Genomic DNA, 13,943 nt, shown 5'->3' with positions numbered 1-13,943 from the left:
CAGTTTCCCGAGTTTTCGTTCATCCCCTCTGACCTTTTCAAGCCGAGTTGCACCGCCGGGTGTCAACTGATAGTCGTGTCTTGAGTCTCGGTTGGCGGCGATGCCGTCGCTTTCCTAACCGGCTCACCGTGACGCCTCGTGCTTTGGCTGCCAAGCCATCTGCCTTGTCACGCGATTCGGACACGAATCCACAGCGACCTCACCTGTTCCAGGTAGACCAACCATCCCGTTGGCACCTGGTTGCAGCGCTTTTGCTTCCTGGCATACGCCGGGAAATGGCAGCGCTTTGTCCTGGCTTGAAAGAATAATCATGAATGAAGAATTGAACCCCGCCGCCGAACCGTCGAAGCTCGACATGCTGGCCCGCGAACTCGACGCCGCCGAAGGCGTCAACACCGCTGAAGAAGCCGACACCGACAACGCCGGTGGCCCGCGCTTTTCCGACCTCGGCCTCGATGCCATGTTGATCAAGGCTCTGACCGATTCTGGCTACACCCAGCCCACGACCGTGCAGATCCAGGCGATCCCCGTGGCCATGAATGGCGCCGACCTGAAGGTCGCCTCCAGCACCGGCAGCGGCAAGACCGCCGCGTTCATGCTGCCCGCACTGCAACGCCTGATCGCCGCCCGCGGCGATGGCAAGCGCCGCGAAAAGGGCATGGTCCACGGCCCCCGCATCCTGGTGCTGGCCCCCACGCGTGAACTGGCCATGCAAGTGTCCAAGGCCGCGTCGACCTATGGCCGCCACATGCAAGGCTTGCGCGTTGCCACCGTCGTCGGTGGTGTGCCTTACGCCGCCCAGTTGAAGGCCCTGCGCGGTCCTCTGGACGTGCTGATCGCCACCCCTGGCCGCCTGCTCGACCACCTGGGCACCGGCGTCTGCGTGCTGTCCAACCTGGAAGTGCTGGTCCTGGACGAAGCCGACCGCATGCTGGACATGGGCTTCATCGAAGACATCGAGCACATCGCTTCGCAAACCCCTCCTGAGCGTCAGACCCTGATGTTCAGCGCGACCTTCGCCGGTCACGTGGGCAAGCTGGCCGCGCGCCTGACCCGTCCTGATGCGCAAAGCATCGACGTGGCCTCGCACACCGACAGCCACGACAACATCGAACAGCGCCTGCACTACGCCGACCACTTCGCACACAAGAACGACCTGCTGGACAGCCTGCTGACCCAGCGTGACGTCGACCAAGCCGTGATCTTCACCAGCACCCAGCGCGACGCCGACATCCTGGCCGACCGCCTGGCCGACATGGGCCACGAAGTCGCCGCCCTGCACGGTGGCATGCCCCAAGGCCGCCGCACCCGCGTGCTGCAAGCCCTGCGTCAACGCCAATTGAAGATCCTGGTGGCCACCGACGTCGCCGCCCGCGGCATCGACGTGCCCACGATCACCCACGTGATCAACTACGGCATGCCCATGAAGCCCGAAGATTACGTTCACCGCATCGGCCGCACGGGCCGTGCCGGTCGCAGCGGCCTGGCCGTGACGATCGCCGAGCGTCGTGACATCCCCATGCTGCGCCGCATCGAGCGTTACACCACGCAGAACATCCCCGTGGCGACCATCGCCGGCCTGGAACCCAAGGCACCCTCGCCTTCCAACGGCCCGATGCGCCATGGCAAGCCCATGCCCGGTCACCGTGGCCCCCGTGAAGGTGGATTCGGTGGTGGCCGTTCGTACGGCGCCCCGCGTGAAGGCGGCTTCGGTGGTGGCGGTTTTGGTGGCGGCAACGGCGGCGGTTACCAGAACCGTGGCCCGCGTCGTGATGGCCCGTCCGAAGGTGGCTACAACAGCCGCCCCAGCTTCGGCAGCGACCAGCCCCGTGGCGACTTCCGCCCTGCCGGTGGTGATGACCGTCCTGCGTTTGGCGCCCCCCGTGGTGACAAGCCTTCGTTTGGCGGAAAGCCCTCTTTCGGCGGCAACAAGCCTTCGTTCGGTGGCAAGCCGTCCTTTGGCGGCCCCAAGCCCTCGTTCGGCGGCAAGCCTTCCTTTGGCGGCCCGAAGCGCCAAGGCGGCTTCAAGCGCGAAGACTGATCACTCAGTCAGACTGGACTGGCCTCAGGGCTGGTCCAGCACATCGGCCCCCGCCGGTGGTTTGAACTGAAAGCGGGTGGCCGGCAAGGTCACCCGCGATTCAAACTGGGCAAAGTCCAGTCTTGATCGTTGACCAAAGCCGTCCTCGATCACCAGTGCGGCCAACACGCCCGCTTTGAAACCGACCCGCACCGAACGGAACTGTCCGTCCTTGTCGCGTGGCACGGCCTCCACCCACTCCATCGATGCATCAGGACCGGACAGGGCCTGCTTCGGCACGTCCTTGAGCGTGAAGTCCTTCTCCAGCGATCCGCCCGACAAGAGGGCCGCCGGCGTGGCGCCCAGGGCATTGCTCATGGGACGCACGGTGACCTGGTTCAGGTCAGTGTCCCACAACCAGACCTTCTGGCCATCACCCACGATCAGTTGCTCGGTGGGCGTGGTGTAGTTGAAGCGAAAGCGGTTGGGCCGCTGGAATTCCAGGCTGCCGTTGGACTTGCGGGATTTTTTGCCATCGGGCGAAGTCACCAACTGGGTGAAGTTGCCCCGGCCGGTGTTCACGTCCTTGACGAAAGCGCGCAGGGTGCTGACGCCATCAGCGTGCGCCGAGTTGGCCAGGGAGGCGCTCAGCGCCAGGGCCAGCGCGCCGGGCTTCCAGGTGAAACGGTTGCTCATCGTCGTCATTGAAAATGTCCTTGCCATCAGGCGTCCCAGGGCGCGGCAGTCGCGCCACCATCGCCCGTGCGGTTGGGCACCAGCAGTTCGCGGTTGCCATTGGTGGCCATGTTCGACACGAGTCCGGATTTTTCCATTTGTTCCAGCAACCGTGCCGCGCGGTTGTAGCCGATGCGCAGATGCCGCTGCACCAGCGAGATCGAGGCCTTGCGGTGCTGCAGCACGATGGCCACGGCCTGGTCGTACATCGGGTCGGACTCGGAATCGGCACCGCCACCAGGCATGCCATCGCTGCCGGCATCGCCGTCCAGCACGCCGCCTTCGAGGATGCCTTCAATGTAGTTGGGCTCGCCCTGCGACTTCAGGTACTCGACCACGCGGTGGACTTCATCATCGCTGACAAAGGCGCCGTGCACTCGCATCGGCAAGCCACTGCCGGATGGCAGGTACAGCATGTCGCCCTGCCCCAGCAAAGCTTCGGCGCCCATCTGGTCAAGGATGGTGCGGCTGTCGATCTTGCTGCTGACCTGGAAGGAAATCCGCGTGGGGATGTTGGCCTTGATCAGGCCCGTGATCACGTCGACGCTGGGGCGCTGCGTGGCCAAAATCAAATGCACCCCCGAAGCCCGCGCCTTCTGCGCCAGACGCGCGATCAATTCTTCGATCTTCTTGCCCACCACCATCATCAGATCGGCCAGCTCGTCGATGATGATGACGATGAAGGGCATGCGTTCTTGTGGCTCGGGCGATTCCGGCGTCAGGCTGAAAGGGTTGGGCAGGAACTCGCCGCGTGCCGTGGCCTCGTCGATCTTCTTGTTGTAGCCAGCCAGGTTGCGCACGCCCATCTTGCTCATGAGCTTGTAGCGGCGCTCCATCTCGCCCACCGCCCAGTTCAGGGCGTTGGACGCCTGCTTCATGTCGGTCACGACCGGGCACAGCAAATGCGGGATGCCTTCGTAGACGCTCATTTCCAGCATCTTCGGGTCGATCAGGATCAGGCGCACATCGCGCGCCTCGGCCTTGTAGAGCAGGCTCAAGATCGTGGCATTGATGCCCACCGATTTGCCCGAGCCGGTCGTGCCGGCCACCAGGCAGTGCGGCATCTTGGTCAGGTCGGCCACCACCGGCGCGCCGATGATGTCCTTGCCCAGGCCGATGGTCAGCATGGACTGCGCATCGTTGTAGACCTGCGAGCCCAGGATCTCCGTCAGGCGGATCATCTGGCGCTTGGCGTTGGGCAACTCCAGCGCCATCAAATTTTTGCCCGGGATGGTTTCGACCACGCGGATCGACACCAGCGACAGCGAGCGCGCCAGGTCCTTGGCCAGGTTGACGATCTGCGAGCCCTTCACGCCCGTGGCCGGCTCGATCTCGTAGCGCGTGATGACCGGGCCGGGGGAAGCCGCGACCACGCGCACTTCCACGCCGAAGTCCTTGAGCTTTTTCTCGATCATGCGGGACGTCATCTCCAACGTCTCGGCGGTCACGGTTTCCATGCGGCCCTGCGCCGCGTCCAGCAAGGCGATCTGCGGCAGCTTGGTGTCGGCCATGTCCGAGAACAGCGGCTTTTGCTGCTCCTTGACCACGCGGTCGGACTTGGGCACCTCGACCATCGGCTTTTCAATCACCAGCGGGATGGGTTCGATCGGCGCTTCGTGGCGGATTTCTTCCGCGACGCGCTCGCGCTCGATGGTGGCTTTCTCACCAATGCGCAGGTCGACCGCCTCTTCACGTTTGGCCTCGCGGCGTTCGCGCACGCGGTCGAACAGGCCGCCAATGCGCTCGGCAATGTCCAACCAGGAAAACTTCAGCGCCAGCGAGAGGCCCGCGATCAGCAAGGCGATCCACACCACCCCAGAGCCATTGAAGCCCAGCCACTTGTGGCTGAACTGCCCCAAGGTCATGCCCAGGATGCCGCCAGCGTGTTCGCCCGCCAGGTCAGCCTCGTGGCGGTAAAGGCGCGACCACTCGAGCGCACAACTGGCCGCCATCAACAACAGCAGGCCCAGCCAGAACAGCCAACGCGGGCGGGCGGTTGGGACCGAAGCCGACGGCGCCGCCAAAACAGCACCCGACGGCACGAGAGAGACGGAGGTGTCCCGGCGCAACCAACGCGCCAGGCCGCCCAGCCAGACCCGGGCCCCGACCAGCAGGATCCACCAAGTCGACTGGCCAAACAGGAACAGCGCCACGTCGGACGCATACGCGCCCAGGTGCCCGCCCCAATTGGCGGCATCCTGGTTGAGTCCGGACGTGGTGAAGGCGGCATCCAGCCGGTTGTGCGTGACCAGGGAAAAAAAGGCCAGCACCAGCAGCACGCCACCGATCAGCAGGCCAGCCTGAAAGCGGAAGGTGTTTTCGAGCGGCGGCCCCACGGGCTCGGGCGCCACCAGGACCGGGCTGCGGTGCAGCCGGCCCGTCACGCGCAGGGATGCCGCAGCATCCTGGCGTCGATCGGATTTCGCGTCCGCAGACGCCTCATTTCGGAGTGAACCCAACGGAAAAGTCATGCCCGCATTGTGCGGGCATTTTCAAAGCGATGCCGCCGTGGCGGCCGAGCATCAGGCCGTGGCGACCAGGCGCTCTTTCAGCACCACGCTGCCGGTGTCCTGGGTTTCGATCAGGCCACGCTCCTCCAGGTCCTTCATGACGCGGCTGACCATTTCACGCGAGGCGCCCACGTGCTTGGCCAGATCCTGACGCGACACCTTGCCGCGGATGACTTTGGCGCCCTCGTCCTCGTCGGCCATGTCCAGCAGGGCACGGGCCACGCGGCCATAGACGTCCAGCAGGGCCAGGGACTCGATCTGGCGGTCGGCATTGCGCAGGCGCTGCACCAGCCCCCGCAAAATGGCGTACGACAGGCTGGAGTTTTCAGGCAAACAGCGGGCAAAATCGGCGCGTCCCAGCACCAGCACGTCGGTCTGCACCTCGGCGCGGACGGTGGCGGAATGGGGTTCGTTGTCGATCAGGCTCATCTCACCCAGGTAGTCGCCGGCTTCGAGCACCGCCAGGATGACTTCACGGCCTCGCTCGTCGGAGGCCACCACACGGGCACGGCCCGTCAGGAGAATGAACAAGGAATTGGTCTTGCGACCGCGTTCGACGATGAGCTCGCCACGGCGATAACGGCGCTTGACCACGCCCTCTGCGATGGCCTCGGCCTGTGCTGCGGTGAGCATCGAGAACAGCGGAACGCGCCGGATCAGGTCGAGATTGGACAGCATGGCCATGGGAAGCTCCTCATTTGAGATGATGAATTCGAGGTGAACCATTCACCTTGTCTGGTGTGCGACAAATCACCAGTCCCTACAATTTTCGGCAGGACACCAGGAATTTGTAGGCACTTTATCCATTGCAAACCCTAGGACAAGCCCGAATATGAGCCTGGAAACACGCACAGTTTGAACACAAGAAGGAAACACGATGTCTACCCCCCAACATAGCAACGTCCTGATCCTGGGATCCGGGCCTGCCGGCTACAGCGCCGCCATCTACGCGGCCCGCGCGAACCTGCACCCCACCCTGGTCACCGGCATGGCGCAGGGCGGGCAACTGATGACCACCACCGAAGTGGACAACTGGCCCGCCGACGTCCACGGCGTGCAGGGCCCCGAACTGATGCAGCGCTTCCAGGAACACGCCGAGCGCTTCCACACCAAGATGCTGTACGACCACATCAACGAGGTCGACCTGTCCAAGCGCCCCTTCACGCTCAAAGGCGACTCGGGCACCTACACCACCAACGCCCTGATCATCGCCACGGGCGCCTCTGCCCAATACCTGGGCCTGCCCTCCGAAGAAGCCTTCATGGGACGCGGCGTGAGCGGCTGCGCCACCTGTGATGGGTTCTTCTACCGCGATGCCGTGGTCTGCGTGGTGGGCGGCGGCAACACCGCCGTCGAAGAAGCGCTTTACCTGTCGAACATTGCCAGCAAGGTACACCTGATCCACCGCCGCGACAAGTTCCGCGCCGAGGCCATCCTGATCGACAAGGTCTACGAGAAGGTCGCCGCCGGCAAGATCGAGCTGCACTTGTTCAAAACCTTGGACGAAGTGCTGGGCGACCAGACTGGCGTGACCGGCGTTCGCCTCAAGAGCACCCTGGATGAAAGCACCACCGAGCTGGAATTGAAGGGCTGCTTCATCGCCATCGGCCACAAGCCCAACACCGACATTTTCAAAGGCCAGTTGGAGATGAAAGACGGCTACATCCTGACCAAGGGCGGCAGCAACGGCATGGCCACCATGACCAGCATCCCGGGCGTGTTCGCAGCCGGCGATGTGCAGGACCACATCTACCGCCAGGCCATCACCAGCGCCGGCACGGGCTGCATGGCGGCCCTGGATGCGCAGCGTTTTCTGGAGCAGGAAAGCGTTTGATGCCCTGTTGAGTTGGCAAGGCGCGAGTTTTTGGTTATAATCTCAGTCTTTGCAAAATTCGTCCCGGTGTTTGGCGACAGGTTCATTGAGTTTCAGTGAATTTGGCGCCCGCACCGGAAGGGTGATGACCCAAGGTTTCGAAGTTTAAAAACTGAGCAGCCTTGTTCTGATCACCGCTTCGTCACACAAAGCGCGGCGGGTTATAAGCCCCAAGCGCAATCACAGCGAACGGAGAAGCGTCATGGCACGCGTCTGTCAAGTCACGGGTAAAGGCCCGATGGTGGGAAACAATGTTTCTCACGCGAACAACAAAACCAAGCGTCGTTTTCTGCCCAACCTGCAGTACCGTCGTTTCTGGGTCGAGAGCGAAAACCGTTGGGTGCGCCTGCGCATCAGCACGTCGGCTTTGCGCTTGATCGACAAAGTGGGCATCGACCAGGTCCTGAGCGACCTGCGTGCCCGTGGCCAACTGTGATCCGGAGCTGAACCATGGCATCTAAAGGCGGACGCGAAAAGATCAAGCTGGAATCCACTGCGGGTACCGGCCACTTTTACACCACGACCAAGAACAAGAAGACCACGCCCAACAAGCTGGAATTCATGAAGTTCGACCCCAAGGCCCGCAAGCACGTGGCCTACAAGGAAATCAAGCTGAAGTAATTCAGCCTGGTCCTTGCCAAAACCCGCTCAGCGCAAGCTCAGCGGGTTTTTTCATGCCCACATCCAAAGAAATTGGGCAGATTGGGCAGGCATGAAAAAGCCCCGCATGCGGGGCTTTTTTGTTCATCTCTGAGAGGCGGAAGAAGGATCGATCAGGCGTGGGCTGCGCGCAGCTTGCGAGAGAACTCTTCCAATGCCGCCACGCCGCTGGCTTCGGCGCGCTGGCACCAGCTTTGCAGCTCAACGACCAGCTGTTCGGCCGAGACATTGGTGCGCGTCCACAAGGCACGCAGTTCCTCGCGCATCTCGATCAGCTTGTCCAGCTTGGGATGGGCCTGACGCGCCTGGGAGATCTCGCCACGCAGGCCGTGGGGCACCTTGTCGTCATCGCGGTGCAGCCAGTGGCGCACACGTTGCAACCTGTGGGCCGCGGCTTCTTGGCGACTGGACTTCAGGCGGGCCAACTCGGCGGAGCAAGCGGCGCTGACCTCGCGGGCATAACCGGCCATCAACTCATAACGGTGGGCCACGATCGCTTCCAGGGTCTTGGCATCGGCCACAGGCTTGATGTCACCCAGGGTCAATCGAGGCGCGGTCTTGCGGACCTTGGCCAGGCCCAGCATTTCCAGACCACGGATGTAGCCCCAGCCAATGTCGAACTCGTAAGGCTTCACCGACAATTTCGCCGAGGTTGGGTAGGTGTGGTGGTTGTTGTGCAACTCTTCACCACCAATGATGATGCCCCAGGGCGAGATGTTGGTGGACGCGTCGGCCGCCTCGAAATTGCGGTAACCCCACCAGTGGCCAAGGCCATTGATGATGCCGGCGGCGGTCACGGGGATCCAAAGCATCTGCACGGCCCAGACGGTGATGCCGATGGCGCCGAACAGGAACATGTCCAGCACCAGCATCAGGATCACGCCCAGACCGGCCTTGCCGGTGTAGACCGATTTTTCCAGCCAGTCATTGGGAGTGTTGTGGCCGTATTTTTTCAGGGTGTCCTGGTTGTCGGCCTCGTGGGCATACAACTCGCGGCCACGCAGCAGCACGGTTTTGATGCCATGGGCGACGGGGCTGTGGGGATCCTCTTCGGTTTCGCACTTGGCGTGGTGCTTGCGGTGCACAGCCACCCATTCCTTGGTGACGATGCTGGTGGTCAGCCACAACCAGAAACGGAAGAAATGCGAGGGAATCGGATGCAGATCCAGGGAACGGTGGGCTTGCGCACGATGCAGGAAAATCGTGACGGATGCGATGGTGATGTGGGTCAATGCGAGCGTAGCGAGGATCACTTGCCACCAGCTGGCTTGCAAAACCCCATCAATCGACCACTGCACGAGGGCGTCATGGACCGCACCCATGGACAAAAAATCAAACATTCAAAACCTTTCGAGCGGAACCAGCCATTGTAGGCGGCCCACGGTATGTGGCGTGTCCTCGTGCTGAAACAATAGGGGTTGAAGCGCCCACGAAGCTGCGTGACAACCCTTTGTGCCGGACCCGGCCTTGCGGCTTTTTCCACACCATTGGAGTTTGCATTCACCGCCAGAGTTCAACGGCCGGAAAAAAAGGCGGCAGAACGCCTATTTTTGGTACAGGCAATCGGCGATCCGGCTGCTGAGCAGCTCCGCCAAAGCCCGGCGGTCAGCATGGTCCACCGTCTGGAGCGGCAGGACATTGACATGCACGGTCAACCCTTGGGCGGTGACCACCCCCCAGAGCGACTGCCAGAGGGTGGTGTCGCCCACGAAAGCGGCCACGGGGCTGATGTCATGGGCAACATCGCTGTAGCGCAAGGCCACCGGTTGAACAGGCTCCTTGGCATCGATCGCGGCCTGCAGCATGTTGGCGTGAAAATGCATCAAGGCCCGGCCATCGCCCGTGGTGCCTTCGGGAAAAACGGCCACGGTGTAGCCATCGCGCAGGGCATCGGACATCAAGCCCAGCACGCGCATGGCGTCGCGGCGGCGTTCGCGCTGAAGGTACAAAGTGCCCGCGGCGGTCACCAGGTAACCCACCACCGGCCAGCCCGCCACCTCGGCCTTCGAGACGAACCGCGATGGCACCACCGAGTTGATGGCCACGATGTCGAGCCAGGACACGTGGTTGGACACCACCAACTTGGCGCCGGGACGCGGCTGGCCCTGCACCACCAACTCGACGCCCAGAACCTTGAGCAACTGCTGCGACCAACGCCGCACGGCTTCGTCGCGCTCGCCGGGCGCCCGGTCCACGTAGGCGATGCGCGCCAGCCAAAGCCCCCGCACGATGTGCACGAGGATGTTCAGCAGCCGGCAGGCGCCGATCAGCCCCTTGGTCAGGGCGCCGTTCTTGAGAGATGCCGGGGTGATGACTTTGTCGGTCACGGCTCAGGCAGCCACTTCATGGGCAACCTGCCCCGCCACCAGGGTCACGCGAACCCGGCCCGGCAGGTCGGTGCCCGAGACCTCGAAGGCAAAAGGCGTGTGTTTGCCCTGGCTCGTCAAGGCACCGGGCTCGGCCTGCCAGCGAACAGCGGGATCGAAGATGCAGACGTCGGCGACACCGCCCTGCACCAACCGCCCTGCGCTGGACGACAAGGAGCCCAGGGCATCGCCCAGCACCTTGACGGGGCCGGAGGTGACCACCGACAAGGCCTGGCGCAGACGCGCCGGATTGGCCGGCTGGTCGTGGTCGGCACCAGCCCATTTCAGGGCCAGGCTCAGCAGCAGTTCCAGGCCGGTGGCGCCCGGCTCCGCTTCGCCAAAAGGCAAGGTTTTCTCGTCCTCGCTGACGGGCGTGTGGTCGGACACCAGGGCGTCGAGCGTGCCGTCGGCCAGCCCGGCCTGCAGCGCGTCGCGGTCGCGGCCCTGGCGCAATGGCGGGCTCACGCGCATGGCGGGGTTGAAGTAGCCGATGTCGATGTCGGTCAGCAGCAGTGAATTGATGCTGACGTCGGCGGTGATTGGCAGGCCTTGCGCTTTGGCCTGGCGGACCAGGTCGACGCCGGGCGCGCTGGAGATGCGGCACAGGTGCACGCGCGCGCCCGTGGCCCGCACCAGCTCGATGATGGTGTGCAGGGCGATGGTTTCGGCGCTGACCGGCACGCCGGACAGGCCCAGGCGCGTGGCGACGGGGCCGCTGGCGGCCACGCCCTTGCCCAGCCAGGCATCCTGAGGACGCAGCCAGACGGTGTAGCCGAAGGTGCCAGCGTATTGCAGGGCGCGTTGCAGCACCTGGGTGTCGCGGATGGGCACTTCGGCCTGCGAGAAACCGATGCAGCCGGCCTCGTGCAGCTCGGCCATTTCCGTCAGCGTCTCGCCTTTCAGGCCACGGGTCAGCGCACCGAGCGGGAAGAGGCGGCAGCGGCTGAGCTTGCGGGCCCGGAACTTGAGCATCTCGACCAGGCCGGGTTCGTCCAGCGTGGGGTCGGTGTCGGGCAGGCAGACCACGCTGGTCACCCCGCCTGCCGCAGCGGCGGCCAGCTCGGATTCGAGCATGCCTTCATGTTCGTGGCCGGGCTCGCGCAAGCGGGCGGCAAGGTCGACCAGGCCAGGGGCCACGATCAAGCCCGTGGCGTCGATGGTGCGGTCGGGCGTGAAATCGGCCTTGGCCTCACCGATGGCGGTGATGCGGCCACCGGTGATGGCCAGATCGCCGATTTGATCCAGGCCGGAAGCGGGATCGACCAAACGGCCGTTCTTGATGAGGATTTTCATGTCGGGTTCAAGCCTCGTTGCCGGCGATGATGGACATCACGGCCATGCGCACGGCGATGCCGAAGGTGACCTGGGGCAGGATGACGCTCTGCTTGCCATCGGCCACGGCGGAGTCGATCTCGACGCCGCGGTTGATGGGGCCGGGGTGCATGACGATGGCGTCGGGCTTGGCGTGGGCCAGCTTTTCCTGCGTCAGGCCGAACTCCTTGAAGAACTCGCCGGCGCTGGGCAGCATGCCGCCCGACATCCGCTCGTTTTGCAGGCGCAGCATGATGATGACGTCGGCGTCCTTGATGCCTTCGACCATGTCGTGGCAGACACGCACGCCCATCTCGCGCAAGTCGCCGGGCACCAGGGTGCGGGGGCCGACCACGCGCACTTCGGGCACGCCCAAGGTCGTCAGCGCGTGGATGTTCGAGCGTGCCACGCGCGAATGGACGATGTCGCCCACGATGGCCACGGTGAGGTTGCTGAAGTCTTTCTTGTAGTGCCGGATGGTGAACATGTCCAGCAGCGCCTGCGTGGGGTGCGCGTGGCGGCCGTCACCGGCGTTGACCACGTGCACGTGCGGGGCGACGTGCTGGGCAATCAGGTAGGGTGCGCCGGATTCGGCGTGGCGCACCACGAACATGTCGGCGTGCATCGCGCTGAGGTTGGCGATGGTGTCGAGCAGGCTTTCGCCTTTGGAGGCCGACGAACGCGCGATGTCGAGGTTGATCACGTCGGCGCTGAGGCGCTTGGCCGCGATTTCGAAGGTGGTGCGCGTGCGGGTGCTGTTCTCGAAGAACAGGTTGAACACGCTCTTGCCGCGCAGCAGCGGCACCTTCTTGACCTCTCGGTCATTGACGCTCAGAAACGTCTCGGCCGTGTCCAGGATCTTGTGGATCACGGCCTTGGGCAGGCCTTCGGTGGACAGCAGGTGGATCAGCTCGCCGTGGCCATTGAGCTGAGGATTGCGGTGGCGCTTGGTGGTCGTCATTCGACCCTCTCGAAATGGAACTGGAAACGGCCGTCGTCAGCGCGGGCCAGGGACACGCGCTGGGCGGCCGGCAAGGTGATGCGGGCGGCGGACAGGGCCGGCTCGATGGGCAGTTCGCGTCCGCCGCGGTCGACCAGCACCGCCAGGGTGACGCTGGCCGGGCGGCCAAAGTCGAACAGCTCGTTGATGACGGCGCGGATGGTGCGGCCGGTGTAGAGCACGTCGTCGATCAGCAGGATGTGCCGGCCTTCGACGGAAAAGGGCAGGTGCGTGGCGTCGGTGGTGGCGGCCATGCCGCGCGAGCCGAAGTCGTCGCGGTGCAGGGCCGACGAGATGACGCCGTGCGCTTCCGTGCGGCCCAGATCCTGGCTGAGGCGCTCGGCCAGCCACGCGCCCCCCGACCAGATGCCGACCAGGGCCGTGTCGGCCGTGACGATGCGGCGCACGCCGGACAGCAGGTTGGCGTAGAGCGCCTCGGCGTCCAGGTGCAAGGTGTTTTGCTGATCGCTCACTCGGGCCCCTTTTGGGAAGGTTCGGGATGTTCGTTGAAAAACTGCTGCAGCAGGATGGCGGCCGAAGCGGCGTCCAGGTCGCGGGCACCATCGGCGATGGCCTCGGTGGTGGAGTAGCGCTCGTCCACCTCGTGCACCGGCAGCTTGAAGCGTCCCTGCAACTGGCGCGCGAAACGGCGTGCGCGCAAGGTATTGTCGTGCTCGGCGCCATCGGGGTGGAAGGGCACGCCCACCACCAGGGCGTTGGGGTGCCATTCGTCGATCAGGCTGCCGATCTGCGCAAAGCGCGCATCCCCCTCGGCCGCGATGGTGCGCAGCGGTTGGGCCTGCCGCAGCAAGGTGTTGCCACTGGCCACGCCCACGCGCTTGAGGCCGTAGTCGAAGGCCAGGTAGCTTTGAACGCCCACGCTCATCCGTGCCCGGCCTCGGACGTCAGCATGCTGCGGTCAATGCCCAGCAGTGACAAGGCCCGGTCGTAGCGCTCCTCCACCGGCGTGTCGAAAATGACCGCGGGCTCGGCGTTGACGTTGAGCCAACCATTGCGGCCCAGCTCTTCTTCAAGCTGCCCCGCGCCCCAACCCGAATAACCGAGGGTGATGAACACCCGGCTGGGGCCCGCACCATTGGACAAGGCTTCCAGCACATCGCGCGAGGTGGTCATTTCCAGTCCACCGGGAATCTTCAGGGTGGAGCTGTAGTGGCCGCCTTCGGCGTCGAGGCTGTCGTGCAGCACGAAGCCGCGCTCGGTTTGCACCGGACCGCCGAAGTAGACTGGGCGGGAGGCCAGGTCCTCGCGGTCCAGGCTCAGGTCGACTTTTTCAAACAGATTTTTCAGATTGATGTCGATCGGTCGGTTGATGACGAGGCCCAAGGCCCCGTTTTCAGTGTGTTCACACAGGTAAACAACCGCCCCCGCGAAATTGCCGTCGGACATGCCGGGCATGGCAATGAGGAACTGGTTGCTCAGATCGATGGAGGGTGCGCCTTCAGACATG

14 protein-coding genes are annotated in these 13,943 nt (G+C 64.0%); 4 read left to right on the top strand and 10 right to left on the bottom strand.

Annotated features, from left to right (window positions below):
- Positions 1–310: 310 nt before the first annotated feature.
- On the top strand, positions 311–2,041 hold the full coding sequence (locus ACREB4_RS14305; protein WP_431588901.1) for a DEAD/DEAH box helicase: 1,731 nt from the start codon (positions 311–313) through the stop codon (positions 2,039–2,041).
- A gap of 24 nt (positions 2,042–2,065) precedes the next feature.
- On the opposite strand, the gene lolA is transcribed toward ACREB4_RS14305, so the two are convergent.
- Genes lolA through ACREB4_RS14290 form a run of 3 tightly spaced genes read right to left on the bottom strand, consistent with a single transcriptional unit; the run spans position 2,066 to position 5,949 of the window.
- Entirely contained in the window at positions 2,066–2,725 is a 660-nt protein-coding gene (gene lolA / locus ACREB4_RS14300; RefSeq protein ID WP_431588900.1) for an outer membrane lipoprotein chaperone LolA, read from the bottom strand.
- Positions 2,726–2,742: 17 nt separating this feature from the next.
- Positions 2,743–5,226 carry a DNA translocase FtsK gene (locus tag ACREB4_RS14295; RefSeq protein WP_431588899.1) on the bottom strand — a complete coding sequence of 828 codons (2,484 nt, stop codon included), beginning with the start codon at positions 5,224–5,226 and terminating at the stop codon, positions 2,743–2,745.
- 51 nt (positions 5,227–5,277) lie between these two features.
- Positions 5,278–5,949 (bottom strand): Crp/Fnr family transcriptional regulator, encoded by a 672-nt coding sequence (locus tag ACREB4_RS14290; protein WP_431588898.1) that lies wholly within the window; start codon positions 5,947–5,949, stop codon positions 5,278–5,280.
- A 193-nt stretch (positions 5,950–6,142) separates the two neighbouring features.
- On the opposite strand from ACREB4_RS14290, the gene trxB reads away from it, so the two are divergent.
- The 3 genes from trxB (at position 6,143) to rpmG (ending at position 7,759) form a co-directional block, all read left to right on the top strand.
- Positions 6,143–7,099, top strand: a complete 957-nt coding sequence (trxB, locus tag ACREB4_RS14285; RefSeq protein WP_431588897.1) for a thioredoxin-disulfide reductase — start codon at positions 6,143–6,145, stop codon at positions 7,097–7,099.
- Between the two features lie 241 nt (positions 7,100–7,340).
- Positions 7,341–7,574, top strand: coding sequence for a 50S ribosomal protein L28 (gene rpmB, locus ACREB4_RS14280; protein ID WP_431588896.1), 234 nt, complete (start codon positions 7,341–7,343; stop codon positions 7,572–7,574).
- Between the two features lie 14 nt (positions 7,575–7,588).
- Positions 7,589–7,759, top strand: coding sequence for a 50S ribosomal protein L33 (gene rpmG, locus ACREB4_RS14275; RefSeq protein ID WP_230181974.1), 171 nt, complete (start codon positions 7,589–7,591; stop codon positions 7,757–7,759).
- A gap of 152 nt (positions 7,760–7,911) precedes the next feature.
- Here rpmG and ACREB4_RS14270 read toward each other — a convergent pair whose 3' ends face one another.
- The 7 genes from ACREB4_RS14270 to ACREB4_RS14240 all read right to left on the bottom strand — a co-directional run bounded on the left by ACREB4_RS14270 (position 7,912) and on the right by ACREB4_RS14240 (position 13,942).
- The gene (locus tag ACREB4_RS14270) at positions 7,912–9,120 is read right to left on the bottom strand and encodes a DesA family fatty acid desaturase (RefSeq protein ID WP_431588895.1); all 1,209 of its coding nucleotides are present in this window, start codon (positions 9,118–9,120) and stop codon (positions 7,912–7,914) included.
- A 222-nt stretch (positions 9,121–9,342) separates the two neighbouring features.
- Positions 9,343–10,125, bottom strand: a complete 783-nt coding sequence (locus tag ACREB4_RS14265) for a lysophospholipid acyltransferase family protein (RefSeq protein ID WP_431588894.1) — start codon at positions 10,123–10,125, stop codon at positions 9,343–9,345.
- A 3-nt stretch (positions 10,126–10,128) separates the two neighbouring features.
- Positions 10,129–11,457, bottom strand: a complete 1,329-nt coding sequence (locus ACREB4_RS14260; protein WP_431588893.1) for a dihydroorotase — start codon at positions 11,455–11,457, stop codon at positions 10,129–10,131.
- Positions 11,458–11,464: 7 nt separating this feature from the next.
- A complete protein-coding gene (locus ACREB4_RS14255) occupies positions 11,465–12,436 on the bottom strand; it encodes an aspartate carbamoyltransferase catalytic subunit (RefSeq protein ID WP_431588892.1) in 972 nt (323 codons plus the stop codon).
- Complete coding sequence (gene pyrR / locus ACREB4_RS14250; protein ID WP_431588891.1) at positions 12,433–12,948, bottom strand: bifunctional pyr operon transcriptional regulator/uracil phosphoribosyltransferase PyrR; 516 nt, start codon at positions 12,946–12,948, stop codon at positions 12,433–12,435. Before pyrR ends, ACREB4_RS14255 begins: the two co-directional genes overlap by 4 nt.
- A complete protein-coding gene (ruvX, locus tag ACREB4_RS14245; RefSeq protein WP_431588890.1) occupies positions 12,945–13,361 on the bottom strand; it encodes a Holliday junction resolvase RuvX in 417 nt (138 codons plus the stop codon). The genes pyrR and ruvX overlap by 4 nt, the downstream gene beginning before the upstream one ends.
- On the bottom strand, positions 13,358–13,942 hold the full coding sequence (locus ACREB4_RS14240; protein ID WP_431588889.1) for a YqgE/AlgH family protein: 585 nt from the start codon (positions 13,940–13,942) through the stop codon (positions 13,358–13,360). The genes ruvX and ACREB4_RS14240 overlap by 4 nt, the downstream gene beginning before the upstream one ends.
- Position 13,943 lies beyond the last annotated feature (1 nt).

It is taken from the genome of Aquabacterium sp. (assembly GCF_050725395.1).
Lineage (GTDB): Bacteria > Pseudomonadota > Gammaproteobacteria > Burkholderiales > Burkholderiaceae_C > Aquabacterium.
Note: the sequence above shows the minus strand (reverse complement) of the source record. Positions and strands in the feature narration are given on the sequence as shown.

Excerpts from the sequence above, each read along its gene's own strand:
- ACREB4_RS14305 (WP_431588901.1), top strand. The coding sequence starts at position 311 with ATGAATGAAGAATTGAACCCCGCCGCCGAACCGTCGAAGCTCGACATG.
- lolA (WP_431588900.1), bottom strand. The coding sequence starts at position 2,725 with ATGACGACGATGAGCAACCGTTTCACCTGGAAGCCCGGCGCGCTGGCC.
- ACREB4_RS14295 (WP_431588899.1), bottom strand. The coding sequence starts at position 5,226 with ATGACTTTTCCGTTGGGTTCACTCCGAAATGAGGCGTCTGCGGACGCG.
- ACREB4_RS14290 (WP_431588898.1), bottom strand. The coding sequence starts at position 5,949 with ATGGCCATGCTGTCCAATCTCGACCTGATCCGGCGCGTTCCGCTGTTC.
- trxB (WP_431588897.1), top strand. The coding sequence starts at position 6,143 with ATGTCTACCCCCCAACATAGCAACGTCCTGATCCTGGGATCCGGGCCT.
- rpmB (WP_431588896.1), top strand. The coding sequence starts at position 7,341 with ATGGCACGCGTCTGTCAAGTCACGGGTAAAGGCCCGATGGTGGGAAAC.
- rpmG (WP_230181974.1), top strand. The coding sequence starts at position 7,589 with ATGGCATCTAAAGGCGGACGCGAAAAGATCAAGCTGGAATCCACTGCG.
- ACREB4_RS14270 (WP_431588895.1), bottom strand. The coding sequence starts at position 9,120 with ATGGGTGCGGTCCATGACGCCCTCGTGCAGTGGTCGATTGATGGGGTT.
- ACREB4_RS14260 (WP_431588893.1), bottom strand. The coding sequence starts at position 11,457 with ATGAAAATCCTCATCAAGAACGGCCGTTTGGTCGATCCCGCTTCCGGC.
- ACREB4_RS14255 (WP_431588892.1), bottom strand. The coding sequence starts at position 12,436 with ATGACGACCACCAAGCGCCACCGCAATCCTCAGCTCAATGGCCACGGC.
- ruvX (WP_431588890.1), bottom strand. The coding sequence starts at position 13,361 with ATGAGCGTGGGCGTTCAAAGCTACCTGGCCTTCGACTACGGCCTCAAG.
- ACREB4_RS14240 (WP_431588889.1), bottom strand. The coding sequence starts at position 13,942 with ATGTCTGAAGGCGCACCCTCCATCGATCTGAGCAACCAGTTCCTCATT.